This is a genomic window from Dyella ginsengisoli (assembly GCF_044904665.1).
Taxonomy (GTDB): Bacteria; Pseudomonadota; Gammaproteobacteria; order Xanthomonadales; family Rhodanobacteraceae; genus Dyella_A; species Dyella_A ginsengisoli.
Genome location: NZ_JADIKM010000001.1, coordinates 18,561 through 42,690, shown reverse-complemented (window position 1 = coordinate 42,690; position 24,130 = coordinate 18,561). Strand labels below are relative to the sequence as shown.

The window sequence follows — 24,130 nt, the reverse complement described above, 5'->3', positions numbered from 1 at the left end:
CATCCCCGCGAAAGCGGGGATCCATTGGCTTCATGAAGCAATGAATGATCTGGCGCTCGCCTGTTGACAGCCGCGGAAATGACGGCCTCAGGATTCCCGGTCCTTGTTCGCCATGGCGCATGAGTCAGCGCCCAGCGCCGACAGCCGCAGCAGCACGCCGGCCAGGCTCTTCAGATCCTGCGCGTTGTGCGCGGCGACGCGGCGCAGGTTGGTCGCCGGGCCGCCGCGCAGGTAGGTGAGCCATGCGGCCGGCGCTTCCGATCCGGGCAGGTCGTCTTCGCGCAGCACGCCCAGCAGCTGGAGTTCGGCCGTGGCGAGGCGGCAGTTTTCCCACTGGCCTTTCCAGTGGCGGCGCACCGGATGCAGCAGGTCCAGGTGGTCGAGCCCGGCCAGCGGATTGGCCAGCCGGGCGAGGCGGTAGCGCGTGGCCAGTAGCGGCGCGTCGTAGCACTTGCCGTTGTAGCTCACGAGCACGCGCTGCGGGTCGAGCCAGTGGGCGAAGGTGCGCAGCATCGCCGGCTCGGCGGCCATCGTGGTGATGGTGAGCTGGCGCAGGCGCAGCCCGCCGCCGTGCCAGTCGGCCGCGCCGATCATGAAGGCGCGGGTGCCGGTGCCGCCGGCCAGGCCGGTGGTCTCGGTGTCGAAGTGCAGCAGGCGCGCCGGGTCGATGGTGTCCTCGCGGCGGGCGAAGCGGGTGTCAATGGGCGCGGGCGGTTCGGGCCACTCGGCGTGCTCTTCGGTGTAGCGCAGGCCCGGCGCGATCTCTTCGCCAAACAGCGCGCGGTCGCGCGCGGGGAAGGGCGCGGATCGCGCTGACGCACGCACGCGCACGCCCAGCAACTGGCGCAGCTCCTCGGCGCTTCGCATCGCCGGCGGCGCCGCGGCAGCGGGCGTAGGCAAGCCGGCCTGCGCGCGTAGCCCGCGCAGGCGGTCGCGCAGCGCGCTCACAGGCTGGCCAGCAGGGCGAGCACGCGCGCCGCCAGCGCCTTGGGCGAGTGGGCGGCCGACTCGTCGGCGGCGAGGATCGGCCCCACGCATGCGGGACAGCCGTGGCTGCAGTCGCAACGCTCCACCAGCGACTGCGCCAGCGCCACCAGATCCTCGCGCCGCTCGAACAGCGGCGCGCTCAGCCCCACGCCGCCGGGGAACGCGTCGTACAGATAGACCGTGGGCGTGAAGGGCGCATCGGGGCTGAGCGCGGTGGGCTGGCCGTCGGCGCCGCGCAGCTGGCCGCGGCCGCTGGCGTCGCTGCTGACGAACCACGCGCCGTCGCCGCTGCCGACGGACTTCTGCAGGTCGCGCGCTTCGGCCATCACCGCCACGGTGGCGACGATGTGCAGCGCGTACGCCGCACCGAGAAAGCCATCCAGCGCCTGCTGGCGCTGGTCGAGCGCCTGCTCCAGCGCGCGCTGGGTGAGCTGCCACCACACCGCAGTGGTGTGCAGCTCCTGGTCGGGCAGGTTCACCGGGCCGTAGCCGATGTTCTCGTGCGTGTAGTAGCGGATCTTCTTGTAGCCGGCCACGCGGCGCACCACGTGCACCTCGCCGTGGTGCGCCTGGCCGCGGCCGGCCGGCGCGCTGCCGAAGGCGTCCAGCACCTTGAGCTTGGTGTAGTCGATGGCGTCGGTGTAGTAGTCGACGTGGGTGCGCGTGACGTAGGCCTTGCGGCCGTCCCAGTCCAGCCGCTCCACCTGGTAGGGCGTGGCCTGGATCATGTGGATCGCGCCTTCGTACAGGGTGAGCGCGGCGGCGGAATAGTCCACCTCGGCGAGGATGGTCTGGCGTCCGCCGGTGCGGTCCACCACCACGAAGTTGCCGTCGGCCACCGAGCGCAGCGACACCGCGTTGGCGGGGTAGCTGTCAGCGATCCATTCCCAGCGATCGCCCTCGCGGTGCAGCACGCCTTCCTCGCCCAGCACCTCCAGCCACGGCGTGGAAACCTCGTTGCCGAACACTTCGTGGCCGACGAACGCCAGCTCGAACGCGGCGCAGCGGATGTGGTCAAGCAGGATCAGCGGCTGGTCCGGCGCGATGCGCGCATGCTCCGGCGGCGCGCCCTGGAAGAATTCCGGATGGCGCACCAGATATTGATCCAGCGGATCGGAACTGGCCACCAGCACGCCCAGCGCGGATTGCTGCCGACGACCGGCGCGGCCGAAGCGCTGCCAGGTCGCCGCCACCGAGCCGGGGTAGCCGTTGAGCACCACGGCATCCAGTGCGCCGATGTCCACGCCCAGCTCCAGCGCGGAGGTGCTGACGATGCCGTCGATGCTGCCCGTGCGCATCGCCCGCTCGGCCTCGCGTCGCTCGGTCGGCAGGTAGCCGCCGCGGTAGGCGCGGATGCGCGGCGGCTTGCGCGGATCGTGGTCGAACACGTCCTTCAGATACTTGGTGAGCACCTCCACCATGCTGCGGCTCTGCGCGAAAACCAGCGTCTTCAGCCCCGCCTTGATCGCCAACCGCGCAATGCGGTTGCTCTGCGAACGCGCCGAGGCGCGCAGGCCCAGATCAGGGTTCACCACCGGCGGATTCCACAGCAGCACGTGGCGGTCGCCCGATGGCGCGCCCGATTCGGTGATCGCATGCACCGGCGCCTCGATCAGCGCCTCGGCGTGCTGCTGCGGGTTGCCGATGGTCGCCGAGCACAGGATGAACTGCGGGCGCACGCCGTAGAACGCGCAGATCCGCTTGAGCCGGCGGATCACGTTGGCCACGTGCGAGCCGAACACGCCGCGGTAGCTGTGCACCTCGTCGATCACCACGTAGCGCAGGTTCTCGAAGAACTGCGCCCATTTGGTGTGATGCGGCAGGATCGCCTGGTGCAGCATGTCCGGATTGCTCACCACGATGTCGCCGTGCAGGCGGATCGCCTGCCGCGCGTCGCCCGGCGTGTCGCCGTCGAAGGTGAACGCCTTCACCCCCAGCTCGCCGGCACGGTTGAGCTCCAGCAGCTCGGCCACCTGGTCCTGCGCTAGCGCCTTGGTGGGAAACAGGTACAGCGCCTTGGCCTGGCCTTGCATCGCCGCGGCCACCACCGGCAGCGTGTAGCACAGCGACTTGCCCGACGCCGTCGGTGTCACCACCGCCACGTGCGCCCCCGCCTGCGCCGCCGCCCACGCCTCGCCCTGGTGCCTGTAGAGCTGGGTGATGCCTCGGGCGCGCAGCGCGTTCGCCAGCGCCGGCGGCAGATCCTTCGGCAGCGGCTCGTAAGTGCCTTCGCGCCCCGGCACCACGAACGAGCCGGTCACCCGGCCCGCGTAGCGTTTGGCCAGGCGCGCCGCCAGCGCGCCGCCGTCGGCGGGACCGCGCAGCACCAGTTCATCGGCGGCAGCCTCGTCGGCGCGGTGGGCCGGATCGATCAGGGCGTTCATGGCGTGGCTCGCATAGGCGGGCATCGCAGTAGAGCGGTGACGAATCTCACCGCGTGAGACGTCTCGCCGGGACGCATCGGAGCGGGAGAACCGTCAGCAAGGAAGCTCCGGCGCTCATTGTTGACAGCTCGGTGGCCCGCGCTCGACATTGCGGGACGAACAGGATCAGCAACAAGCGAGGCCCGCCTCGCGCTCACGAACGCAACCCACCCACCAAGGAAGGCACCCATGAAGAAACTCATGCTCGGCGCACTGCTCGCCCTAACCGCGGCAGCCGTCCATGCCGGCCCCACCAAGAATCTGGAAACCTCGGCCGTGGTCGACGGCACCATCGTGCTGGCCCAGGACGGCGCGGTGCAGCTCGCCACCGTGGAGCATCCGGAAAAGTACGGCCAACCCATCGCCGATCTGGTGCGCAAGGTGGCACTGACGTGGCGCTTCGATCCGGTACTGCGCGACGGTCAGCCGGTCGTCGCCAAGGCGAGCATGCACGTACGGGTGATCCTCACGAAGAACGCGGACGGCAACTTCACCGCGCGCATCAAGGGCGCCACATTCGGCAGCGATAACGCGGATACCCCCGACGATCTGTACAGCGAAAACCAGAAGAAGATCGCTCCGCACTATCCGCCCGCGGCGATCAAGGCCCGCGTGCAGGGGGCGGTTTACCTGGCGCTGCACGTCGACCGCGACGGCCACGTCACCGACGCCATGGCCGAGCAGGTCAATCTGGAGAACACCGGGCCGGACGGTGTGCTCCAGAAATACCGCCAACTGATGGCCAAGGCGTCACTCGACGCCGCCCGCCGCTGGACCTACCGAGTGCCCGCCACCGGCAAGCTCGCTGGTCAGGACAGCTGGACCGTGCACGTGCCCATCGTCTACACCCTCAACGAGTCCGGCGCTGCCCCGGTCGAGCGCGTGTGGCGCACCTATGTGCCCGGTCCGTACACACCGGCACCGTGGGTCGACAAGCCCAGCCTGGCCACGGCCGATGCGCTCGCTGACGATGGCAGCTATACCGAAGGTGCTGGGCCGGTGCTGCGGTCCTCCTTCGATCACGGTTGATCTGTCACTGAAGCTCCCCGCAGTTGGCGTTTGAGAAAACCCGGGTCGGGACGCTTTTTCTATCTGCTAAAGGCGAACCTGACCCCTAGCTTTCTTTCTTGCGAGAAGGCTTCGAAGGCTTCCTTTTGCTGGGATGCTTCACCAAAAAAAAAGCCCCGGCATCACGCCGGGGCTCTTGGTTACGCCGCCTTGGTAGACAGCACGTGGCGTAACACACGGTCGAGCTTTTCTGCCCAGCTGCCATCATGGATCAAGCGGGCAACTGCTAGATCGCTGTTGATGACTTCTGCCTTCGTCAACTGAGAGACAACTTGCCAATCGGCATCCAGCACATATGTGGCGTTGTCTAGCATCCGGCTCTCGAGCACGTATAAGCCGTGGTTGGTGAAGCCGAACACCCAGTACCCATCGAATCCAGCGCGCCCAATCGCCGCAAAGTCCGGTCCGTACTGCTGAACTGCATCTACGCGCGCACGGATTACAGGCTTCACCGATGCGGGCGCCCTTTCAGTCACCCGGTCAACTTCCTTCTTGACCTGGTCCCAAGGCACGCGACCCTGCGGGAAGATTTCCCAATTCAGTCGCTTGACTGGAACACGTAGTGGCGGCAACAGTTCGGCGCGAACGAACTCCACTCCCGCAAAGCCCTCAATGACTAGGTTTGCGGCCATGAGTAGTGAATCCGCATCCTCGGTGGGGTGGTAGGGGGGAGAGGCGATCACCTTGGACCCATCGGGCCTCGCCATGATCGTGAACTCCACTCCTTCGCCGGCAACGTAAGTGCGTGGATAGCGCCGGTAAGTTCGCTGAATGAAGTCTTCAACTTCAATCTTGTCGCGACCATGCCATTCCATGCGCTTCCAAGATTGCAGCCGTGTCATTTCTTGCATCGGCTGATCGCGGTGTACAACTTCATACCCGCTCGCGTTCCGTCGCGCAGCGGGACCCAGATGAACGCTGGGTAGCACTACTTGGCCGACGTCGAACGGCTCAACGAACCCAAACCGCTTGAGCAGCTCGCTGCTTATATCCTCCATGTCCATGACGGCACGAACCAACTCACCGTCCTCGAACTCCGGAAGGTGCCTTTCAAGTTTCAAGATGCGCTTCATGAGATGTTCTCGATGAACGAGCACCTCTATAACCTTTCGCTTGGGGCTGGCGTCCCAGCCCCGATCCCAAGTCCGCTGTGTATACGGTCAACGCCGTGGATATGAACGGAAGTGCTTGCGCACGTGCTCGGTCCGGCCGAAACGGCGACGGACGTATGCACGAACGGGCACTGGCCTGCTCAAGGTCATACGAAGTCCTCGTAAAAGAGGAACGCACCGTTTGTGAGCAAGGTCTTTGACAGCTGACGCAGGATATGAATTAATCCTCGCGTCAGCGCTCGAAGGGGTTGACAAAGCTCTTGCTCGGTGATAGTCGGATGTTCCAGTGTCCGCTACCCGGTATCCCGGCACAGGTTTGGAGCGCGCCAACGCACCTTGCCCAGTCGGGTAAATCGTCTGAGTTGTAAAAGAACAACCCCCGCCCGCAACGGCGGGGGTTTTTCGTTCAGGTCGAGGCTACCAGACACTTTTCCATCGCAGGCCGGCAACCTAAAGCATCTGACAACCACAACCCATTGACCCTGACCTAGCTGTCACACACAACATCTTGGACGAAATGCTCGTTCAGGTTGGAAAGAACCGTACTGCCGGGCGACAGTGTTGTCAATAAAACTTCTCCTTTGACTATCAATTGTTTAGGTAATCTCATGCCATGAGATACAAACCTTGCTCGTAGGTGCGTAAAAAAGGATGTCGCCACCTCCACAGAGCGGGTCGATCAGAGCCAAACAACCTACGCCCCACCTAAGTCAGGTCACGATAAAAACCAGAGAGATGGCAGACCCTCTCGAGCGATGAGCGGGCGACTCTCACTACTATCGCCGAACGGGTACAGCGCCCGTGTGGGGCAAGACCACCAACGAGGACCTGCAGAAGCCAGTGCGGCAATGTCGCGGCTTGCGGGTCCAGCGTGGACATCAAAGGGAGCGGCTACTGGAAGAACTCGCTGGCCAGCTTGGCAAAGCGGTAAGGCCCTCCGACACCACGCATTGCACCAGCCCGATGCGTTCCCCATGATGGTGCAATGAGCAACGCATCCTGGCGCCCGTTGGCGGAGCAGATGGCGACCGGGCTGGCCCTGGTCGACGCCGAGCTGCGCGTGACGTGGCTGAATCCGGCGCTGGCCGAGCGGTTGGCGCTGGGGACGCGCAGCCTGGTCGGGCAGCCGGCGGCGCTGATGTTCGCCGACGAGGCGGCGGTGCTGGCGCAGGCGCGGCGGGCGCTGGACGAGGAGCGGGCGCTGCAGTTGCGCGGTGTGGCGATGACCACCCAGCGCGGCACCGAGTGGCAGGCGGACCTGAGCCTGCAGCCGTTCGACGGGCAACTGCTGCTGGAAGTGCACGCGCTGGCCGAGTCGGCCGCGGCGGCCTCGCCGCTGTCGGCGACGCTGCGCGGCTTCGCGCACGAGGTGAAGAACCCGCTGGCCGGGCTGCGCGGTGCGGCGCAGCTGCTGCAGCGGCGGTTGGACGACGAGGACCTGAAGGCGCTGGCCGGCATGGTGATCGCCGAGGCCGACCGCCTTGCCACCCTGGCCAATCGCCTGCTGCATCACGACGGCGCGCCGCGGTTGGCGCCGGTGAACATCCATCACCTGCTGGAACGGCTGGAAGATCTGCTGGAGGCCGAGCCCGCGCCGCTCGCGCTGCGCCACGACTACGACCCCAGCCTGCCGGACTTCCCCGCCGACGCCGACCGCCTGCTGCAGGTGCTGCTGAACCTGGCGCGCAACGCGCGCGAGGCCGGCGCGCGCACGCTGACTTTGCGCACCCGCGCCGAGCACGGTGTGCGCCTCGGCGAGCGGATGCTGCGCAGCGCGCTTCGGGTGGACGTGATCGACGACGGCGCCGGGGTGCCGCCCGCGCTGCGCGACACGCTGTTCCAGCCGCTGGTGTCCGGGCGGCCGGACGGCACGGGCCTCGGCCTGGCGCTGTCGCGCGAGATCGCCCACGAGCACGGCGGCGAACTGCGCTGGCAGGGACGACCCGGTGAAACCGTGTTTTCGCTCTACCTGCCGCTGCCGCCGCCGCAGCGCGCGCCGACTGATGCAACCACGGGACCGACCGATGACTGATGCCTCCGCCTCCCGCGACGTCTGGGTGATCGACGACGACCGCGGCGTGCGCTTCGTGCTGGCCGAGGCGTTGCGCGATGCCGGCCACGCCGTGCGCGAGTTCGGCGACGTGGCCAGCGTGCGCGCCGCGCTGAAGACCGCGCGCCCCGCGCTGCTGCTCACCGACGTGCGCATGCCCGGCGAGGACGGCCTGGCCCTGCTTGAAGAACTCAAGGCGCAGGGCATCGGTCCGGTGATCGTGATGAGCGCCTACACGGATGTCGCCACCGCGGCGGCGGCGTACCGTCACGGCGCCGCGGATTACCTGGCCAAGCCGTTCGATCTCGATCAGGCGGTGGCCGCGGTGGAACGCGCGCTGGCCGACGTGGCGCCGCCGCCTGCGCCCAAGGCGGTCGCCAGCCATCCCACCCTGTTCGGCGAGAGCAGCGCGATGCGCGAGGTGTTCCGGCTGATCGGCCGCGTCGCCGCCAGCGACCTCAGCGTGCTGATCACCGGCGAGACCGGCACCGGCAAGGAGCTGGTGGCGCGCGCGCTGCATGAGGAAAGCGCGCGGCGCGGCAAGCCGTTCGTGGCGCTCAACACGGCGGCGATCCCGTCGGAGCTGCTGGAGAGCGAGCTGTTCGGCCACGAGGCCGGCGCGTTCACCGGCGCCACCCGCCGTCACGCCGGCCGCTTCGAGCAGGCCGAGGGCGGCACACTGTTCCTCGACGAGATCGGAGACATGCCGCTGGCACTGCAGACGCGCCTGCTGCGCGTGCTGGCCGGCGGCGAGTTCTACCGTGTGGGCGGGCGCGAGCTGATGCGCGGCGATGTGCGCATCGTTGCCGCCACGCACCAGGACCTGGCCGCGCGCGTGGCCAGCGGCCAGTTCCGTGCCGACCTGCTGCATCGCCTGGACGTGGTGCGCATCGAGCTGCCGCCGCTGCGCCAGCGTCGCAGCGATATCCCGAAGCTGGCCGAGCATTTCCTCGCCGCGGCCGCGGTGGAGCTGAAGCTGCCGCCCAAGCGCTTCTCCAAGGCTGCATTGAAGGCGATCGCCCAGCGCGACTTTCCGGGCAACGTGCGCGAGCTGGAGAACCTGTGTCGGCGCCTCGCGGTGATCGCGCCGGGCGCGGAGATCCTGCCCGGTGATCTCGGCACCGCCGCGCCCGGCGCCGGCGGCGACGACTGGACGCATGCCCTGCGCGACTGGGCCGAGCAGGCGCTGGCGCGCGGCGAGGCGGATATCCACGCCCGCGCCCGCGAGGCGCTGGACCACACCCTGATGCAGGCCGCGCTGCGCGCCCACGACAATCACCGCCAGCACGCCGCCGCCGCGCTGGGCGTGGGCCGCAACACGCTCACCCGCAAGCTCGGTGCCTCGCGCACGCGCCGGCCCAACAAGACCTGATCTCTGGAGACTTCCGCATGACCGTGACCGTCCGCGACGCCCGCCGCGAAGACCTGCCACAGCTGGTGCAATGGAACGCCGCCATGGCGTGGGAAACCGAGCACAAGCGGCTCGACATGGACGTGCTCACGCGCGGCATGGCGGCGGTGTTCGACGAACCGCGCCGCGGCTTCTACCTCGTCGCCGAACTGGACGGCAAACCTGCCGGCTGCCTGATGGTGACCTACGAGTGGAGCGACTGGCGCTGCGGCGACTTCTGGTGGATCCAGAGCGTGTACGTGGCCGAGTCCGCGCGCCGCGGCGGCGTGTTTCGCGCGATGTACGCAGACGTGGCGCGTCGCGCCCGCGCGGCCGGTGCGGTAGGCCTTCGCCTGTATGTCGAAACCGAGAACGAGCGCGCCCAGGCCACCTATGCCGGCCTCGGCATGGAGCGCTGTCACTACTTCATGTACGAGCAGGCGCTGGATCGCGGCGGCTGACGCGTGCCGCGGCGAGCGCGGTGACCGCGACGGCGGAAAGGGCGTAAAACGGCGCAATCGTGCAAGACGGCCCGACGCCAGTCGACGAACCTGCATGGCACCGTCCACGTCATTCAAGGAGCCTCGCCATGATCGTGCTGTTCGCCGCCCTGCTCATTGGCATCGTCGCCGGCCTGCGCGCGATGACCGCGCCGGCCGTGGTCAGCTGGGCCGCCCAGCTGGGCGTGTTGCCGCTGCAGGGCACGCCGCTGGCCTTCCTCGGCTGGCGCTTCACGCCGTGGATCGTCTCGCTGCTCGCCGTCGGTGAACTGATCACCGACCAGTTGCCGAACACGCCCAGCCGCACCGTGCCGGTGCAGTTCGGCACGCGCATCGTGGCGGGCGGTTTCTGCGGCGCGGCGGTGGGCCTGAGCGGCGGTCAGCCCTGGACGGGTGCATTGGCCGGCGCGATCGGTGCGGTGCTCGGCACGCTGGGAGGCGCGGCGGCACGGGCGCGGCTGGCTGCGGCGTTCGGGCGTGATCGTCCCGCGGCGCTGCTGGAAGACATCGTCGCCATCGGTGGCGGCATCGCGATCATGGCGCTGCTGCCATGAGTGCGGCCTACGACGCCATCATCGTCGGCGCGGGCCAGGCCGGTCCGGCGCTGGCCGGGCGCCTCACCAAGGCAGGCATGCGGGTGGCGCTGGTCGAGCGGCACCTGTTCGGCGGCACCTGCGTCAACACCGGCTGCATGCCGACCAAGGCGCTGGTGGCCAGCGCCGAGGTGGCACATCTGGCGCGGCGCGGCGCCGACTACGGCGTGCAGGTGGGCGGCGAGGTCACGGTGGATTTCCCCAAGGTGATGGCGCGCGCGCATACGGTGACGATGAACGCGCGGCGCAACGTCGAGCGCTGGCTGCACGGCATGGAGCAGCTCACCGTGCTGCGCGGGCACGCGCGCTTCGTGACGGCGGACACGCTGCAGGTGGGCGAGATGACGATCCGCGCGCCGCGCATCTTCCTCAACGTCGGCGGGCGCGCCGCGGTGCCGGACTTGCCCGGCGTGGACGGCATCGACTACCTCACCAACACCTCGATCCTGCAGCTGGACACGCTGCCGCGCCATCTGGCCGTGGTCGGCGGCAGTTACATCGGGCTGGAGTTCGCGCAGATATTCCGCCGCTTCGGCGCGCAGGTGACGGTGATCGAGCGGCAATCGCGGCTGATCGCCCGCGAGGACGAGGACGTCTCGCAGGCGATTCGCGAGATCCTCGAGGCCGAAGGCATCGCCGTGCGCACCGGCGCCGAGTGCATCGCCTTTGCGCCGCACGCCGACGGCGTGGCGGTGAAGGTGGACTGCACTGACGGCGCGCCCGAGGTGGTGGCCAGCCACGTGCTGCTGGCGATGGGCCGCCGGCCGAACACCGATGACCTGGGCCTGGACCGCGCCGGCGTGGCCACCGATGAGCGTGGCTACATCACCGTCGACGACACCCTCGCCACCAGCGTGCCGGGGATCTGGGCGATGGGCGACTGCAACGGCCGCGGCGCGTTCACCCACACCGCGTACAACGATTTCGAGATCATCGCCGCCAACCTGCTCGACGGCGACCACCGCACGCTGTCGCAGCGGGTGCCGGGCTACGCGCTGTACATCGATCCGCCGCTGGGCCGCGTCGGCCTGACCGAGGCGCAGGCGCGCGCCAGCGGCCGACCGCTGCTGGTGTCTAAGCGACCGATGACGCGGGTCGGCCGCGCCGTGGAGCGCAGCCAGACGCAGGGCTTCATGAAGCTGGTGGCCGATGCCCAAACGCGGCGCGTGCTCGGTGCGGCGATTCTCGGCGTGAGCGGCGACGAGGCGATCCACGGTGTGCTCGACCTGATGAGTGCCGACCAGCCGTTCGACGCGCTGCGCTGGGCGGTGCCGATCCATCCCACGGTGTCGGAGCTGTGGCCCACCGTGGTGGGCGATCTGCAGCCGATCGACTGAGCCTGGCGCGATCGGGTCCGGCGCGCCGACTCAGTGCAGCGGCGTGTCCGGCGCGCCGAGGCGGCCGTCGGCGTCGAGCTGGATGCGGCCGAGTGCGTGCAGGTCGGGCGCGATGCCGAACTGCTCGGCCAGCGCGCTGACCAGCGCACCCAGCGCGCGCGGCTGCAGTGGATAGCCGTGCGCCAGCACGCGGGCGTGACCGCCGTCGCCGCGCTGCGCGGCGGTCACCGCGACCACGCCCAGGCCGGGAGCTTCGTGCGCCACCAGCACCGGCGGTTCGTAGGCGGCATCGGCCGCGCCGAAGGTTTCCAGCAGGTAGCCGTCGCGCGCTTGCGCGCCGACGCCGCCGGCCGTGGCCAGGCGCAGCGGCAGCGCGTGGGCGTCGAGCAGGGCGGCGTACTGGCGCAGCTCGAACACGATGCCGGCGAAGGCGTGCGCGCGATCCGCGTCGTGGCTCTCGGCCAGCCATTGCGCCGGCGACTGCACCAGCACCGCGCCCTCGACGTAGCGCAGTGGCAAGCCACGGGCGCTGAGCGTGGCTTCCTCGCGGTACGGCGTGAGTAGGGCGGTTTCCAGCAGGTTCCACAGTGGCGCGAGATTGACGTGTTCGTACTGCACGCAGGTGAGCGCGAGCAGGTCGTTGCGGCTGAGGTAGCGCACGTGTTCCAGCGGCACGCCGAGTGTGCGAATCAGCCAGTCGGCGGTGCGCTGGCCCGCTTCGCCGCGGCCCACCAGGTCCAGCTCGAGCTGCTCGGTCAGCGTGGTGGCGAGCGGTTCGGGCGCTAGCAGGGTGATCGGCAGCAGGCGCATCGGGCCGTCGGCGTAGGCGGCTTCCGGCTCCAGCGGCTGCGCGGGCATGCGACCTTCGTGGGTGCCGAAGGCCACCACGTTCTCCAGATGGCCGCGCGGCACGCGGCGCGCCAGCTCGTCCAGCGTGGCCCACACCGGGAAGCCCGGGCGCAGCAGCTCCACCGCGTCGAACAGTGCGCCGGCCACGGCGAGGCGCGCGTCGGTGGCGGCTGGTACCAGTGCCTGCAGGTCGGCGGCGATGTGTGCAGCCAACTCGGCCGCTTCGTCGCGGGTGAGCGTGCTGCGACGGGACGCGTCGCCGGCGCCGCTCTCGATCGCGAGCACCACGGGCAGGGCGAGCAGGGGCGAGCTGTCCAAGGGGAATGTCCGGGGTGGAGGGGGATCGCGCAGTTTATCAGCGCGATCGCCGTGGCCCGGGCTCGCGGCGCTGAACCGCACCGCACGGATGGCGGCCTGGCGGGCTTTCCCGGGGCGGCAGCGCGGGTTAGCCTTGCAGGCTCAATACTCGCCCGGATGTTTTGAGCCCATGGAAAACTCGCAGCGGCGCGTCGGCGTGATCGGTGGCGTGCGGATCCCTTTCTGCCGCAACAACACCGCGTACGCCGAGGTCGGCAATTTCGGCATGTCGGTGAAGGTGCTCGGCGCGCTGGTGGAACGCTTCGCGCTGCACGGCGAGGAGCTGGGCGAGGTGGCGCTGGGTGCGGTGATCCGGCACTCGTTCGAGTGGAACCTGGCACGCGAGGCGGTGCTCTCCTCGGGGCTGGCGCCGACCACGCCGGCGATCACCACCGCGCGCGCCTGCGGCACCTCGCTGGACAACGCGATCATCGTCGCCAACAAGATCGCCGCCGGGCAGATCGAGGCGGGCATCGCCGCCGGCTCGGACACCACCAGCGACGTGCCGATCGTCTACGGCGAGCGCCTGCGCAAGCGGCTGCTGGCGGTGAATCGCGCCAAGACGCCGATGGAGAAACTCAAGACCGCGTTCGCCGGCTTCTCACTGGGCGAACTCAAGCCCTCGTTCCCCGGTGTGGCCGAGCCGCGCACCGGCATGTCGATGGGCCAGCACTGCGAGAAGATGGCGAAGGAGTGGCACATCACGCGGCAGGCGCAGGACCAGCTCGCGCTGGAGAGCCACCGCAAGCTCGCCGCCGCCTATGACGCGGGCTTCTTCGACGATCTGATCGTGCCGTTCCGCGGCATCAAGCGCGACGGCTTCCTGCGCCCGGACACCACGCTGGAGAAGCTCGCCGCGCTGAAGCCGGCGTTCGACAAGAGCTCCGGCCAGGGCACGCTCACCGCTGGCAACTCCACCGGGTTGTCCGATGGCGCCGCGGCGGTGCTGCTGGCCAGCGACGGCTGGGCCGCGGCGCGCGGCCTGACCGTGCAGGCGTGGCTGCGCGACGCCGAAGTGGCTGCGGTGGATTTCGTGCGCGGCGAGGGCCTGCTGATGGCGCCCACCGTGGCGGTGCCGCGCATGCTGGCGCGCCAGGGCCTGACCCTGCAGGACTTCGACTACTACGAGATCCACGAGGCCTTCGCCGCGCAGGTGCTGTGCACGCTGCGGGCGTGGGAAAGCGCCGACTACTGCAAGCAGCGGCTTGGGCTGGATGCGCCGCTGGGCAGCATCGACCCGGCCAGGCTCAACGTACACGGCTCCAGTCTCGCCACCGGCCATCCGTTCGCCGCCACCGGCGCGCGCATCCTCGCCACGCTGGCGAAGATGCTCGAACAGAAGGGCTCGGGCCGCGGGCTGATTTCGATCTGCACCGCCGGCGGCATGGGCGTCACCGCGATCCTGGAGCGCTGAGCGGTCTGGACGTCCAGACGGCCGCGCCCAATGCCGCCCCCGTGCGAATCACACCGCGCCTTCGCGTCACCAGCCTGCTGAGCGTGCTGGCGCTGCTGATCGGCGTGCTTGGCACGCAATGGCTGAGCGGTCGCACCAACGAGTGGGCCGGTCCGAAGCATGCGGTGCGCGCCGTGCACGTGGCGCCCGCACCCAATGCCTATCGCGACCCAGCCGGCCGCGCGCATGCGCCACCCCGCGTGATGGGCGTGCAGCGGCCGCAGGCCTCGTCCGATGCGGCGGCAGCCACCCCGCCGTCGCCGCCGGAACTGGTGCCGGTGAGCATGCCGGCGCTGCCCTCCCGCTATGCCGACCTGCAGGGGCATCTCGACGGCAGCGTGGTGCTGGCGGTGCGGGTGGATGGCGCCGGTCGCGTGCTCGACGCGGCGGTGGCGCGCTCCAGCGGCGACGCCGTGCTCGATGCGCACGCGCGGGCGGTGGTGGCCGGCTGGCGCTTCGCCGTGCCGCCGGGTTACCCGCAGGGCTTCAGCGGCGAGCTGCCGATGCGCTTCGGCGCGGCCGATCGTTAGGGGTGCCTGCGCCGGACTGATCGGGGCATGGCTACAGGATGCCGCTGCCGGCCGAGCCGAAGGCGGTGATCAGGCGCGTGTAGATCAGCTTGAACGACAGCGCCACGCCGGGGAAATCGCCCACCGGCTCGTAGCAGCTGAAGAACGCCGGATCGCTGGGCGTCATCGGCGTGCAGCCGGGCTTGATCTCGTAGCTGGTGGCGTAGCGGTACGGCCAGAAGTCGAACAGCGGCAATTTTTCCGAGAGGTCGCCGATCATCTGGTTGACGTCGGTGAGCACCGGCACGACCGGCTTGCGCGGTGCGATCACCCAGGCGTTCTGCGGGCCGGTGAGGCGCAGGATGGACGTGCGCACGGCATTGGCGAAGCCGCGGTCGTGCACGATCACGCCGGCCTCGGTGTTGAAGTGGTCCGAGCGCGGGTCGAAGTTGTGCGAGCCAACCATCGCGAAGCTGTCGTCCACCACGATCGACTTGGCGTGCAGGCCGAAGCGCAGGCCACTCTCGATCAGCGGCGCCGGCCGGTTGCTGCTGCCGCGGCTACCGAACAGGCCGCGCGTCTCGGCGCCGGGAAAGCGTCGGCGCGCGCGCGCCGTGGCGGCTGCGGCGGGCGGCAGGTCGTCGTTGGCCAGCGCGTAGTCTTCCTCGGCGCTGGCCGCGTGCGGTTTCATCTCCTGGATCTCGAAGCCGTACTTGCGTAGGTAGCGCTTGCGGTGCTTGTACGACATCGCATACACCGCGAACGCGTCGGTGGAGGCCAGCGAGTTGGTCGACACGCGGATGCGCGGCGGGTCGGCGCGCCGGTGCATGGACTTGAAGATCTTCTGTGCCCGGTGGCTCATCACCAGGTACGGCGTCTGCAGCAGCACCTCATGCCTTGCGCTGGCCACCAGCTGCATGACGTGATGAGTGAAGTCCAGCGCGTGCTTGCGGGTGGGCGCGTCGGTCTTGGCCGGCAGGTCGCTGAAGAACTCCACCTGGCCGGTGTGGAAGGCCGGATCGAGCAGGTGCTCCTGGATCCACGCCGGATCCTGCGCCTCGCGCTCCAGCTTCGCCACGCGAGCGGGCCGGCGGAACTGCGGGGCCGGCCAGCCGGGCGCCGCGGGGTGGGCCAGGATGTAGCGGTTCACGTCGCGCAGTGCTTCCAGCGGCACCGAGCGCTTGTGGTTCCAGAACAGCGCAAAGCTGGCGGCCATGTCGTGCGCGGCCGGCCCGCCGATCATCACGTCGCGGTCGACGTAGTCGAAGTCGCCGTCCCAGTTGAAGTAGCGGTCCTGGTAGTTGCGCCCGCCGGTGATGCCGACGGTGTCGTCCACCAGCAGCAGCTTGTTGTGCATGCGCTGGTTGAACTTCATGAAGCAGCACACGATGCCGGCGGCGAACTCCGCCGGGCTGGTGTCGGCGTCGTGGAAGGTGGGGTTGTACAGCTTCACCGTGAGGTGGCGATCGGCGCGGGCGAGGCGGTCGAGCAGGGCGACGTCGCCGAAGGAGAACAGCTGGTCGGCCAGGATGCGCACCCGCACGCCGCGCCGCGCCGCCTGCACCAGCTGGTCGAGCACCAGCTGGCCCACGTCGTCCTGGTCCCAGATGTAGGTCTGCACGTCGATCGAGCGACGCGCCGCCTGGATCAGGTGGATGCGCGCGGCCAGCGCGTCCTCGCTGTCGGCCAGCAGGGTGACCACGTGCTGCGGCTTGCCGGCGGCGGAGCCGGCAAGCGCGAGATCCGCCGCCTGCAGCACGGCGGAAGGCGCGGCGCAGTGGTCGGCGCGATCGCAGTCGAGCGAAGGCAACGTGGTGGCGGCAACGATCGCGTCGGCGCGGCGCACCTGCTGGCGCGGCACGGTGCAGCCCTGCAGGGTCAGTGCGAGCAGCAGCAGGATCGGGAAAATGGAGCGGATCGACATGCGCCGATGATACGGCGTGCCGTTCAGTCGGCGGCCTCGTCGAGGGTGATCAGCAGGCCGAGGTTCACCGTGTCGCTGATCGCGGTGTGATGGCCGTCCATGCCGTAATCGCTGCGCTGGATCTGCCCGCGCACCTCGATCTGGCAGAGGGTGTCGCGCTGCAGCGTGCAGCTGGCCGGCTCCAGCCGGAACAGCACCTGGCGCGTCACGCCACGCAGGGTGAGCCAGCCGGGCAGCTCGCCACCGGCGTCGAGCGAGCGCACCGCCAGCGGCGCGGAGACGAAGTGGATCTCGGGAAACCGCCGCACGTCGAAGAATTCCGGATCGAGCACCCAGCGGCGTAGCCGCGCCGAGGGCATCTCCACGCTGTCGACGTTCACCGTGGCCTGCACTACCGCGGTGTCGCGCAGCGCGTTGAGGTCGACCTCGCCGTGGATATCGGTGAAGCGCCCGCTGATCTGGCGCACCCACAGCAGGCGCACGTTGAACTCGGCGTGCGAGCGCGAGGTATCGATGCGGTAGTCCGCGCCCCGCGCGGGGGCGATGGCCAGCAGGGCGACGAACAGCAGCGGCAGCCAGGCCGCCCGCATCACGGCGACCAGAAGGCATCCAGTCGCGCGTTGCCCGGTTCCAGCGCACCGTTGAGGTGCAGCACGGCCAAGCCACCCGGCGGCATGCCGCGGAAGTCGTCCGAGCGCCCTTCCACCAGCAGCGCCACCAGCCGTTCGATGCCCGGGTTGTGGCCCACCAGCATCACTGTGCCGACGTCGTGGTGCTGGTCGAGCAGGGCCAGCAGTTCGCCCGGGGTGGCGTCGTAGATTTCGTCGGCCAGGTTCAGCTCGGGCGTGTCGCCGAGTGCTTCCAACGCGAGGGTGGCAGTGGCGCGGGCGCGCTCGGCGGGGGAGCACAGCACGCGATGCGGCCGCGCGCCGTGGCTGGCCAGCCATTTGCCTGCCGCACGCGCCTCCTGTTCGCCGTGGCCGCTGAGCCGGCGTTGCCGGTCGTCGTCGCCCGCGGTGGCGGGGAGGGCCTCGGCGTGGCGCAAGAGGATCAGTTCAAGCATGCAGGACTCCTGGTGGAACGCGGCGCCCGTGGCGCCTGGGAAGATGTTCAGAGGGCGCGCTTGATCCAGCGCAGCAGGGCCTTCCAGTCGTCCTGATGGCTGCGCACCTGTTCGGACTGGTAATCGAAGATGCCCTTGCCCAGCGCCGCCAGCAGCACGTAGGCCTGGCTGTCGCGCAGCTGGCCGGCGATCGGGAAGGGCGACAGCTCGCCGAGCTGGGCGACCGCGTCCTGGCTGGCGTGGGTCCACGGCTTGAGCCGGTTGGCGACCAGCGCCACCGGCAGCTTGCCGCGCTTGATGCGAGGGATCTGCCCGAGCTCGTCGATGAAGGCCAGCGTGGCGTCCATGTCGAAGCTCGACGGCAGCACCGGCACCAGCAGCACGTCGGCGCTTTCGAGATAGGGCTCGAGGTCGCGTTCGGTTACACCGGCGGGGGTGTCGATCAGGGTGCGCTCGGTATCGGCGGGCAGTTTCTGCAGGGCCTTGCGGCCGCCCTCCAGGGCGAGCACGCCGGGCACGTTGTCGGGTCGGCGCGCGGCCCAGCGGAAGCTGGACTGCTGGCGGTCGGCGTCGACGATGGCCGTGCGCTTGCCGGCCTGGGCCCAGTGCGACGCCATCTGCGTCACCAGCGTGCTCTTGCCGCAGCCGCCTTTGCTGCTTGCCACCAGCACCGTAAGCATCGGCCGATTCCCCGCAGGTAGGTGGGTCACAGCCTACTGTGAGAACCCGGCCCGGGGAACCATGGAGTCGGGGTTTTGCGCACGGGTGCGACGATCGCGGCGCCGCGGTCGGTGCCTATTGCGCCGGCGGGGCGCCTGCGCCGGTGCCGGCCGCGGCGCTGCCGGGGGCATCGGCCGGGATGCCGGCATCGCGCAGCGCCGCCAGCACCAGGCTCATTTCGGTACCGCCGTTGCGGGCTAGCGCCAGCAGGTGCTGGGCCAGCGCCTTGTCCTGCGGCGCACGGTCGGACAGCCGGGCGAAGTTCTGCACCTGCCAGGTCAGGTTGGCGCGCTCGGTGCGCGCGCCGGCCTGCTCGGCCGGATCGTCCGCGAGGGTCTCGCGCAGGTGCAGGCCGAGCGAGCGCGACAGCGGGCTGGAGCCCCACTCGAGCACCTTGGCCAGCTGCAGGCAGTCGGCCTTCACTGCATCGTCGTCCTTGCCCTCGGCGCACATCCGTGCGGCCGCCTGCATGCCCGGCTGCGGCTGCGGCAGCAGGCCGGCCACGCCGTAGACCAGCACCACCTGCACCCCGTACGGGCCGGCGGCCGATGCCGGGTCGATCGCGTCCGCCGGTGCCGGCAGGGTGCCGGCGGTGCTGGCCAGCGCCTTCAGAGCGGTGCCGGTGTAATCGTCGTAAAGCTTGGCGGTGGCGGCGCGGTGCAGGTCATCGCGCGCGGCCTCGTTCTTGTCGTTGGCGGTGTCGGCACCGAGCTTGATCAGCCACACCGCGGCGTTGTCCGCCGCGGTCCCGGTGAGCGCCTGCAGGGCGTCGGCGTTGGGGCAGGTGCCGGCCTTGGCATCGCAATCGGTGAGGCGCGCCCACTGCACGGCCGGGGTGCTGTCGGTGGCCTGCGCGGCGCGCTCGATCAGCGTGTGGAAATCGTTGTACTTGGGCTGCTTCGCCAGTGGGCGGGCCAGCAGCGCGGCGCCGAGCAGCGGCATGGCGTCGGCGCGAGGCGCCAGCACGCTCACCAGATCATGCTGGTAGGCCAGCAGCGCCTTGGTCCGTGCGGCATCCGGGGATGCCTCGGCGGCAGACGCGGACGATGCGGCCAGGGCGAGGCCCAGGCCCAGTGCGGACCAGTGACGTGCTCGCATCGCATGACTCCCTGTGGCAAGCAAAGCGGCAAGCGTAGCGCGTGCGCATTAAGCCCGGCTGATCGAGCGGCGCGATGCGGCGGGACGAGCGGCGCATGCTTGCTACCATCCATGGTCTTTGGCCGCGCTTGCGCGGGCTGCGCAACACGGGAGAGGCATGTGGACATGTTCAACCACCTCGACGGGGCGGTGCCCTGGTTCGCCGGCTGGGGCACGCTGGCGCTGATCAATGCCGGGCTGGCGCAGGGCAAGAATCGCAGCGGCCTGCTCTGGTTTGCGCTGTCGCTGCTGATCGGGCCGCTGGCGACGCTGATCATCGTGCTGCTGCCGAAGGTGCGTCAGAAACTGTTCTGAGCGCTGCGCCCACAAAAAAAGCCACGACGCGGACGCCGTGGCTTTTTTGTGGATTGCGCGGGCGCGGCGGCTTATTCGCCCAGCGCCTCGCGCATGAACTCCGGCTGCGCCAGCGCGGCCTTGTGCGTGTCGGCGTTGTAGTAGCGCGTGGCGAAGCCCTTGCTGATGGCGCCGCGCTCGCGGAAGCCGGCCAGGTCGCCGCCCTTGCGCGCCATGGTGCAGCTCCACCAGCCGGTGGGGTAGCACGGCTGCGGGAACGGCAGCGTCTTCACCGCGGCGAAGCCGGCCGTGCGCATCGCCGAGCGCATCGACTTGATCAGGTCCAGATGCGCGATCGGCGACTCCGACTGCTGCACCAGGATGCCGCCGTGGCGCAGTGCCTTCTGGCAGCTGGCGTAGAAGGCGGCGTTGAACAGGCCTTCGGCCGGGCCGACCGGGTCGGTCGAGTCGACGATGATCAGGTCCAGCGATTCCGGTTCGGCCTCGGCCATGTACTTGATGCCGTCGATGAACAGGAGTTGCGCGCGCGGATCGTGGTTGGCGTCGCACAGCTCGGGGAAGTATTCCTCGGCCAGGCGAGTGACGCGCTCGTCGATCTCCACCTGCACGGCCGATTCCACTTCCTCGTGCTTGAGCACCTCGCGCAGCGTGCCGCAGTCGCCGCCGCCGATGATCACCACGCGCTTGGCGCGCGCGTGGGTGAACAGCGCCGGGTGGGTCATCATCTCGTGATAGAGGAAGTTGTCGCGGCTGGTCAGCATCACGCAACCGTCGATAACCATCAGGTTGCCCCAGTCGGTGGTCTGGTAGATCTCGATGGTCTGGAACGGGGTCTTCTCCGCGTGCAGCAGCTTCTCCACGCGATAACCGATGGAGGAGCCGGACGCCTGGTGGGCTTCGGTGAACCAACTGGGCTGCTGCGACATGACGGGTGTTCCTGAGGGGCGCTTGAAAGGGAAATGGGACGGCAAAGGCCGACAATTGTAGCCAGTTCGACGGTGAACGTCCCGCCGTAGCCTGCGCACTTTGGTCACGTGCCGCCGTTACAATGCGCGTTCGGCTCCCCCGGCCTCGCGGCCGGAGGAGCTCCGACAAGCCCTACCGGCCCCGCGGCGTGCGAGGCTTCCGGCCGGTCAGGCTTCGCGCTCTCGTCGAGCATCTCGTCAAGGCTCGCCGCTGCGACGTCAAGGATGCTCTGATCAACCAGGCGTAGGCGGCATGATGTTCCAAAGGCTGGCAGGGTGTGGCGCGGGGCGCCGGGCAGACTGGCCGTCTGTCCAAGCCGCGCGGCGCAGCCTGCCAGCCTTTGGAACATCACCCCTTCGCTACAAGATTCAACTGGTTGGGGCCGACTCTGTTTGTCCACAGGCCTTCGGTGTGCCGACTCGACAGACGTCCAGTCTGCCTTCGCCGTCACCCCTGTGGCCTGCGAACAAACAGAGCCGGTGACGCCTGCGCCTGGTTGATCAGAGCATCCTCAGGTTCCGTTTGCACAAGGAGATACCGTCCATGGCGAGTTCCTGGAACAGCGCCGCTGCCCGCCACACCTATGCCGTACCGCACTGGAGCGACGGCTACGTCGATGTCAGCGACGCCGGCGAGATCGTGATGCGCCCGCGCGGCGCGGCCGGCCCCGCGTTGTCGTTGCCGCAGATCGTCAAGCAGGCCCGCGCCGAAGGCCTGCGATTGCCGCTGCTGGTGCGCTTTCCCGACATCCTGGCCGATCGTCTGGCCAAGTTGCAGGGCGCGTTCGCCAAGGCGATCGGCGAGTGGCAGTACGCGGGCGGCTATACGGCCATCTACCCGATCAAGGTGAACCAGCAGCACAGCGTGGTCAGCGAGCTGGTGCATGCCGGCACCACGGGGTTTGGCCTGGAGGCCGGTTCCAAGCCCGAGCTGATGGCCGTGCTGGCGATGGCCCGGCCCGGCTCCATCGTGATCTGCAACGGCTACAAGGATCGCGAGTACATCCGCCTGGCGCTGATCGGCAAGAAGCTCGGCCTGCGCGTGCACATCGTGATCGAGAAGCTCTCCGAGCTGGACCACGTGTTCGCCGAGGCCAAGGCGCTGGAGGTGGAGCCGCTGCTCGGCGTGCGCGTGCGCCTCGCCTCGATCGGCGCCGGCAAGTGGCAGAACACCGGCGGCGACAAAGGCAAGTTCGGCCTGTCCCCGAGCCAGGTGCTGACCCTGATCGAGCGGCTCGATGCGGCCGGTCTCAAGCACACGCTGAAGCTGCAGCACTTCCACATGGGCTCGCAGATCTCCAACGTTCGCGACATCGCCAACGGCATGCGCGAGGCCACGCGCTACTTCGTCGAGTTGAGCCGGATGGGTGTGCCGCTGGAGATCGTCGACGTCGGCGGCGGCCTGGGTGTGGATTACGAAGGCTCGCGCTCGCGCAGCCACAACTCGATCAATTATTCGATCGAGCAGTACGCGGCGACCATCGTGCAGTCGCTGGCCGAGGCGGTGGTGGCCGAAGGCCTGAGCGCACCGCACATCCTCACCGAGGCGGGCCGCGCGATGACCGCGCACCACGCGGTGCTGGTGGTCGACGTGAGCGAGGTGGAGAGCGTGCCTGCCGGCATCATCGAGCCGGCGCGCGCGGACGAGCCGACGGTGCTGCGCCACCTGCGCGAAGTGCATGCCGAGCTGGATGCGCGCCCGCCGCTGGAGCTGTACCACGAGGCGCAGCACCATCTGGCTGAAGGCCAGTCGCTGTACGCGCTGGGCCAGCTGGCGCTGGCCGATCGCGCGCGGCTGGACGAGCTCTACTACGCCATCGCCAACGCGGTGCGCGCCCGGCTGCTGCCGGCCGAGCGCGCGCACCGGCAGGCGCTGGACGAGCTGGACGAGAAGCTGGTCGACAAGTACTTCGTCAACTTCTCGGTGTTCGAGTCGGTGCCGGACATCTGGGCTATCGAGCAGATCTTCCCGATCACCCCGATCGCGCGGCTCGATGAAGAGCCGACCCGCCGCGGCGTGATCGTCGACCTCACCTGCGATTCGGACGGCCGCATCGACCACTACGTCGACGCCGAAGGCGTCGACGTGAGCCTGCCGCTGCATGCGCTCAAGCCCGGCGAAACCTATTGCCTGGGCCTGTTCATGGTCGGCGCGTACCAGGAGACGCTGGGCGACATCCACAATCTGTTCGGCGATACCGACGCGGTCAACGTGCGGGCCGAGGGCGATCGCTTCGTGTTCGCGCACAAGCGCCGCGGCGATACCACCGACCTGATGCTGGACTACGTCGGCTACGACCTCGCCGTGCTGCGCGCGCGCTACCGCGAGCGTATCGCCGCCGCGGGCATCGACGGTGCGCAGGCCGACGGGTTGTACGACGCGCTCGACAGCGGCCTTACCGCCTATACCTACCTCGCTCCCGAATCGGACTGACAAGACACGTCAGGAGCCCGCTCGCGGGCGATGCCTTTCGCTCTGGATCTGCATCAAGGCCAAAAGCGATCGCCCGCCAGCGGGCTCCTGCCTGCAACGCCCACCCCCATGCAAAAGGAGCAGTCATGACGAATCTCGACGGCAAGGTTGCGCTGATCACCGGCGCCGCCAGCGGCCTCGGCAAGGCGATCGCCGAGCTGTACGCGAAGCAGGGCGCCGCGGTGGCGATCTGCGACATCAACCAGCAGGCAGCCGACGCCACGGCCGCGGAGATCATCGCCGCGGGCGGCAAGGCGATCGGCATCGCCATGGACGTCACCGACGAGGCGGCGGTGAATGTCGGCACCGACAAGGTGGTGGCCACCTTCGGCGCGCTGGATATCCTCATTTCCAACGCCGGGGTGCAGATCATCAATCCGATCGACCAGTTCGCCTTCGCCGACTGGAAGAAGATGCTGGCGATCCACCTCGACGGTGGCTTCCTCACCACCAAGGCGGCGCTCAAGCACATGTACCAGGGCGACCGCGGCGGCATCGTGATCTACATGGGCTCGGTGCACTCGCACGAGGCTTCGAAGCTCAAGTCCGCCTACGTCACCGCCAAGCACGGCCTGCTCGGCCTGGCCCGCACGCTGGCGAAAGAGGGCGCGCCGCACAACGTGCGTTCGCACGTGATCTGCCCCGGCTTCGTGCGCACGCCGCTGGTGGAAAAGCAGATCCCCGAGCAGGCGAAGGAGCTGGGTATCAGCGAGGCCGAGGTGATCCGCAACGTAATGCTCAAGGACACCGTGGATGCCACCTTCACCACGGTGGAGGACATCGCGCAGACCGCGCTCTATCTGGCGACCTTCCCGTCGGCGGCGCTGACCGGGCAGAGCATCGTGGTCAGCCACGGCTGGTACATGCAGTAAGGCACACGTCGCGGCGCAGGTGCGTGGCCGCGA

The 24,130-nt window shown here is 69.1% G+C and carries 21 protein-coding genes; 11 read left to right on the top strand and 10 right to left on the bottom strand.

The genetic code is table 11. From position 1 onward, the window contains the following. Positions 1 to 87: 87 nt before the first annotated feature. On the bottom strand, positions 88 to 948 hold the full coding sequence (locus tag ISP17_RS00190) for a ribonuclease H-like domain-containing protein (RefSeq protein WP_404629494.1): 861 nt from the start codon (positions 946 to 948) through the stop codon (positions 88 to 90). After that, positions 945 to 3,395, bottom strand: a complete 2,451-nt coding sequence (locus ISP17_RS00185; protein WP_404629493.1) for a DEAD/DEAH box helicase — start codon at positions 3,393 to 3,395, stop codon at positions 945 to 947. The genes ISP17_RS00190 and ISP17_RS00185 overlap by 4 nt, the downstream gene beginning before the upstream one ends. 204 nt (positions 3,396 to 3,599) lie before the next feature. Here ISP17_RS00185 and ISP17_RS00180 point away from each other — a divergent pair, with 204 nt between their 5' ends. Beyond that, entirely contained in the window at positions 3,600 to 4,439 is an 840-nt protein-coding gene (locus ISP17_RS00180; RefSeq protein WP_404629492.1) for an energy transducer TonB, read from the top strand. Between the two features lie 179 nt (positions 4,440 to 4,618). Here the strand turns inward: ISP17_RS00180 and ISP17_RS00175 are convergent, their stop codons facing one another. Then, positions 4,619 to 5,551, bottom strand: a complete 933-nt coding sequence (locus tag ISP17_RS00175) for a hypothetical protein (protein ID WP_404629491.1) — start codon at positions 5,549 to 5,551, stop codon at positions 4,619 to 4,621. A 1,024-nt stretch (positions 5,552 to 6,575) separates the two neighbouring features. On the opposite strand from ISP17_RS00175, the gene ISP17_RS00170 reads away from it, so the two are divergent. The 5 genes from ISP17_RS00170 (at position 6,576) to ISP17_RS00150 (ending at position 11,460) form a co-directional block, all read left to right on the top strand. Beyond that, the gene (locus tag ISP17_RS00170; RefSeq protein WP_404629490.1) at positions 6,576 to 7,622 is read left to right on the top strand and encodes a two-component system sensor histidine kinase NtrB; all 1,047 of its coding nucleotides are present in this window, start codon (positions 6,576 to 6,578) and stop codon (positions 7,620 to 7,622) included. Beyond that, complete coding sequence (gene ntrC, locus ISP17_RS00165; RefSeq protein WP_404629489.1) at positions 7,615 to 9,012, top strand: nitrogen regulation protein NR(I); 1,398 nt, start codon at positions 7,615 to 7,617, stop codon at positions 9,010 to 9,012. The genes ISP17_RS00170 and ntrC overlap by 8 nt, the downstream gene beginning before the upstream one ends. A gap of 17 nt (positions 9,013 to 9,029) precedes the next feature. Next, the gene (locus ISP17_RS00160) at positions 9,030 to 9,491 is read left to right on the top strand and encodes a GNAT family N-acetyltransferase (RefSeq protein WP_404629488.1); all 462 of its coding nucleotides are present in this window, start codon (positions 9,030 to 9,032) and stop codon (positions 9,489 to 9,491) included. A gap of 128 nt (positions 9,492 to 9,619) precedes the next feature. Continuing rightward, complete coding sequence (locus ISP17_RS00155; RefSeq protein WP_404629487.1) at positions 9,620 to 10,084, top strand: DUF4126 domain-containing protein; 465 nt, start codon at positions 9,620 to 9,622, stop codon at positions 10,082 to 10,084. After that, positions 10,081 to 11,460 carry an FAD-containing oxidoreductase gene (locus tag ISP17_RS00150; protein WP_404629486.1) on the top strand — a complete coding sequence of 460 codons (1,380 nt, stop codon included), beginning with the start codon at positions 10,081 to 10,083 and terminating at the stop codon, positions 11,458 to 11,460. Before ISP17_RS00155 ends, ISP17_RS00150 begins: the two co-directional genes overlap by 4 nt. Positions 11,461 to 11,490: 30 nt before the next feature. Here the strand turns inward: ISP17_RS00150 and ISP17_RS00145 are convergent, their stop codons facing one another. Then, positions 11,491 to 12,627 carry a hypothetical protein gene (locus ISP17_RS00145; RefSeq protein ID WP_404629485.1) on the bottom strand — a complete coding sequence of 379 codons (1,137 nt, stop codon included), beginning with the start codon at positions 12,625 to 12,627 and terminating at the stop codon, positions 11,491 to 11,493. A 169-nt stretch (positions 12,628 to 12,796) separates the two neighbouring features. Here ISP17_RS00145 and ISP17_RS00140 point away from each other — a divergent pair, with 169 nt between their 5' ends. After that, the gene (locus ISP17_RS00140; protein ID WP_404629484.1) at positions 12,797 to 14,080 is read left to right on the top strand and encodes an acetyl-CoA C-acetyltransferase; all 1,284 of its coding nucleotides are present in this window, start codon (positions 12,797 to 12,799) and stop codon (positions 14,078 to 14,080) included. Positions 14,081 to 14,121: 41 nt separating this feature from the next. Beyond that, positions 14,122 to 14,649: an energy transducer TonB family protein gene (locus ISP17_RS00135; protein ID WP_404629483.1), complete on the top strand. Its 528-nt coding sequence runs from the start codon at positions 14,122 to 14,124 to the stop codon at positions 14,647 to 14,649. Positions 14,650 to 14,680: 31 nt separating this feature from the next. Here the strand turns inward: ISP17_RS00135 and ISP17_RS00130 are convergent, their stop codons facing one another. The 5 genes from ISP17_RS00130 to ISP17_RS00110 form a co-directional block, all read right to left on the bottom strand. Continuing rightward, positions 14,681 to 16,552 (bottom strand): phospholipase D-like domain-containing protein, encoded by a 1,872-nt coding sequence (locus ISP17_RS00130; protein WP_404629482.1) that lies wholly within the window; start codon positions 16,550 to 16,552, stop codon positions 14,681 to 14,683. Positions 16,553 to 16,575: 23 nt separating this feature from the next. Further along, entirely contained in the window at positions 16,576 to 17,142 is a 567-nt protein-coding gene (locus ISP17_RS00125; protein ID WP_404629481.1) for a YceI family protein, read from the bottom strand. Further along, complete coding sequence (locus ISP17_RS00120; RefSeq protein WP_404629480.1) at positions 17,142 to 17,615, bottom strand: SixA phosphatase family protein; 474 nt, start codon at positions 17,613 to 17,615, stop codon at positions 17,142 to 17,144. The genes ISP17_RS00125 and ISP17_RS00120 overlap by 1 nt, the downstream gene beginning before the upstream one ends. Positions 17,616 to 17,662: 47 nt before the next feature. Next, positions 17,663 to 18,295, bottom strand: coding sequence for a nucleotide-binding protein (locus ISP17_RS00115; RefSeq protein WP_404629479.1), 633 nt, complete (start codon positions 18,293 to 18,295; stop codon positions 17,663 to 17,665). Between the two features lie 115 nt (positions 18,296 to 18,410). Continuing rightward, entirely contained in the window at positions 18,411 to 19,433 is a 1,023-nt protein-coding gene (locus tag ISP17_RS00110; protein ID WP_404629478.1) for a hypothetical protein, read from the bottom strand. Positions 19,434 to 19,598: 165 nt separating this feature from the next. On the opposite strand from ISP17_RS00110, the gene ISP17_RS00105 reads away from it, so the two are divergent. Further along, on the top strand, positions 19,599 to 19,787 hold the full coding sequence (locus ISP17_RS00105) for an antitermination protein NusB (RefSeq protein WP_404629477.1): 189 nt from the start codon (positions 19,599 to 19,601) through the stop codon (positions 19,785 to 19,787). Positions 19,788 to 19,858: 71 nt separating this feature from the next. Here the strand turns inward: ISP17_RS00105 and speE are convergent, their stop codons facing one another. Beyond that, complete coding sequence (gene speE, locus ISP17_RS00100; protein ID WP_404629476.1) at positions 19,859 to 20,713, bottom strand: polyamine aminopropyltransferase; 855 nt, start codon at positions 20,711 to 20,713, stop codon at positions 19,859 to 19,861. A gap of 583 nt (positions 20,714 to 21,296) precedes the next feature. On the opposite strand from speE, the gene speA reads away from it, so the two are divergent. Together speA and ISP17_RS00090 are read left to right on the top strand one after the other, a co-directional pair. Beyond that, positions 21,297 to 23,186 (top strand): biosynthetic arginine decarboxylase, encoded by a 1,890-nt coding sequence (speA, locus tag ISP17_RS00095; RefSeq protein ID WP_404629475.1) that lies wholly within the window; start codon positions 21,297 to 21,299, stop codon positions 23,184 to 23,186. Between the two features lie 125 nt (positions 23,187 to 23,311). Continuing rightward, positions 23,312 to 24,097, top strand: coding sequence for a 3-hydroxybutyrate dehydrogenase (locus ISP17_RS00090; protein WP_404629474.1), 786 nt, complete (start codon positions 23,312 to 23,314; stop codon positions 24,095 to 24,097). Positions 24,098 to 24,130: the final 33 nt, after the last annotated feature.

Coding starts and splice junctions, on each gene's coding strand:
- ISP17_RS00120 (WP_404629480.1), bottom strand. CDS start 17,615: ATGCTTGAACTGATCCTCTTGCGCCACGCCGAGGCCCTCCCCGCCACC.
- ISP17_RS00185 (WP_404629493.1), bottom strand. CDS start 3,395: ATGCCCGCCTATGCGAGCCACGCCATGAACGCCCTGATCGATCCGGCC.
- ISP17_RS00180 (WP_404629492.1), top strand. CDS start 3,600: ATGAAGAAACTCATGCTCGGCGCACTGCTCGCCCTAACCGCGGCAGCC.
- ISP17_RS00155 (WP_404629487.1), top strand. CDS start 9,620: ATGATCGTGCTGTTCGCCGCCCTGCTCATTGGCATCGTCGCCGGCCTG.
- ISP17_RS00125 (WP_404629481.1), bottom strand. CDS start 17,142: ATGCGGGCGGCCTGGCTGCCGCTGCTGTTCGTCGCCCTGCTGGCCATC.
- ISP17_RS00160 (WP_404629488.1), top strand. CDS start 9,030: ATGACCGTGACCGTCCGCGACGCCCGCCGCGAAGACCTGCCACAGCTG.
- ntrC (WP_404629489.1), top strand. CDS start 7,615: ATGACTGATGCCTCCGCCTCCCGCGACGTCTGGGTGATCGACGACGAC.
- ISP17_RS00140 (WP_404629484.1), top strand. CDS start 12,797: ATGGAAAACTCGCAGCGGCGCGTCGGCGTGATCGGTGGCGTGCGGATC.
- ISP17_RS00115 (WP_404629479.1), bottom strand. CDS start 18,295: ATGCTTACGGTGCTGGTGGCAAGCAGCAAAGGCGGCTGCGGCAAGAGC.
- ISP17_RS00090 (WP_404629474.1), top strand. CDS start 23,312: ATGACGAATCTCGACGGCAAGGTTGCGCTGATCACCGGCGCCGCCAGC.
- ISP17_RS00175 (WP_404629491.1), bottom strand. CDS start 5,551: ATGAAGCGCATCTTGAAACTTGAAAGGCACCTTCCGGAGTTCGAGGAC.
- ISP17_RS00105 (WP_404629477.1), top strand. CDS start 19,599: ATGTTCAACCACCTCGACGGGGCGGTGCCCTGGTTCGCCGGCTGGGGC.
- speE (WP_404629476.1), bottom strand. CDS start 20,713: ATGTCGCAGCAGCCCAGTTGGTTCACCGAAGCCCACCAGGCGTCCGGC.
- ISP17_RS00170 (WP_404629490.1), top strand. CDS start 6,576: ATGAGCAACGCATCCTGGCGCCCGTTGGCGGAGCAGATGGCGACCGGG.
- ISP17_RS00150 (WP_404629486.1), top strand. CDS start 10,081: ATGAGTGCGGCCTACGACGCCATCATCGTCGGCGCGGGCCAGGCCGGT.
- ISP17_RS00130 (WP_404629482.1), bottom strand. CDS start 16,552: ATGTCGATCCGCTCCATTTTCCCGATCCTGCTGCTGCTCGCACTGACC.
- ISP17_RS00110 (WP_404629478.1), bottom strand. CDS start 19,433: ATGCGAGCACGTCACTGGTCCGCACTGGGCCTGGGCCTCGCCCTGGCC.
- speA (WP_404629475.1), top strand. CDS start 21,297: ATGGCGAGTTCCTGGAACAGCGCCGCTGCCCGCCACACCTATGCCGTA.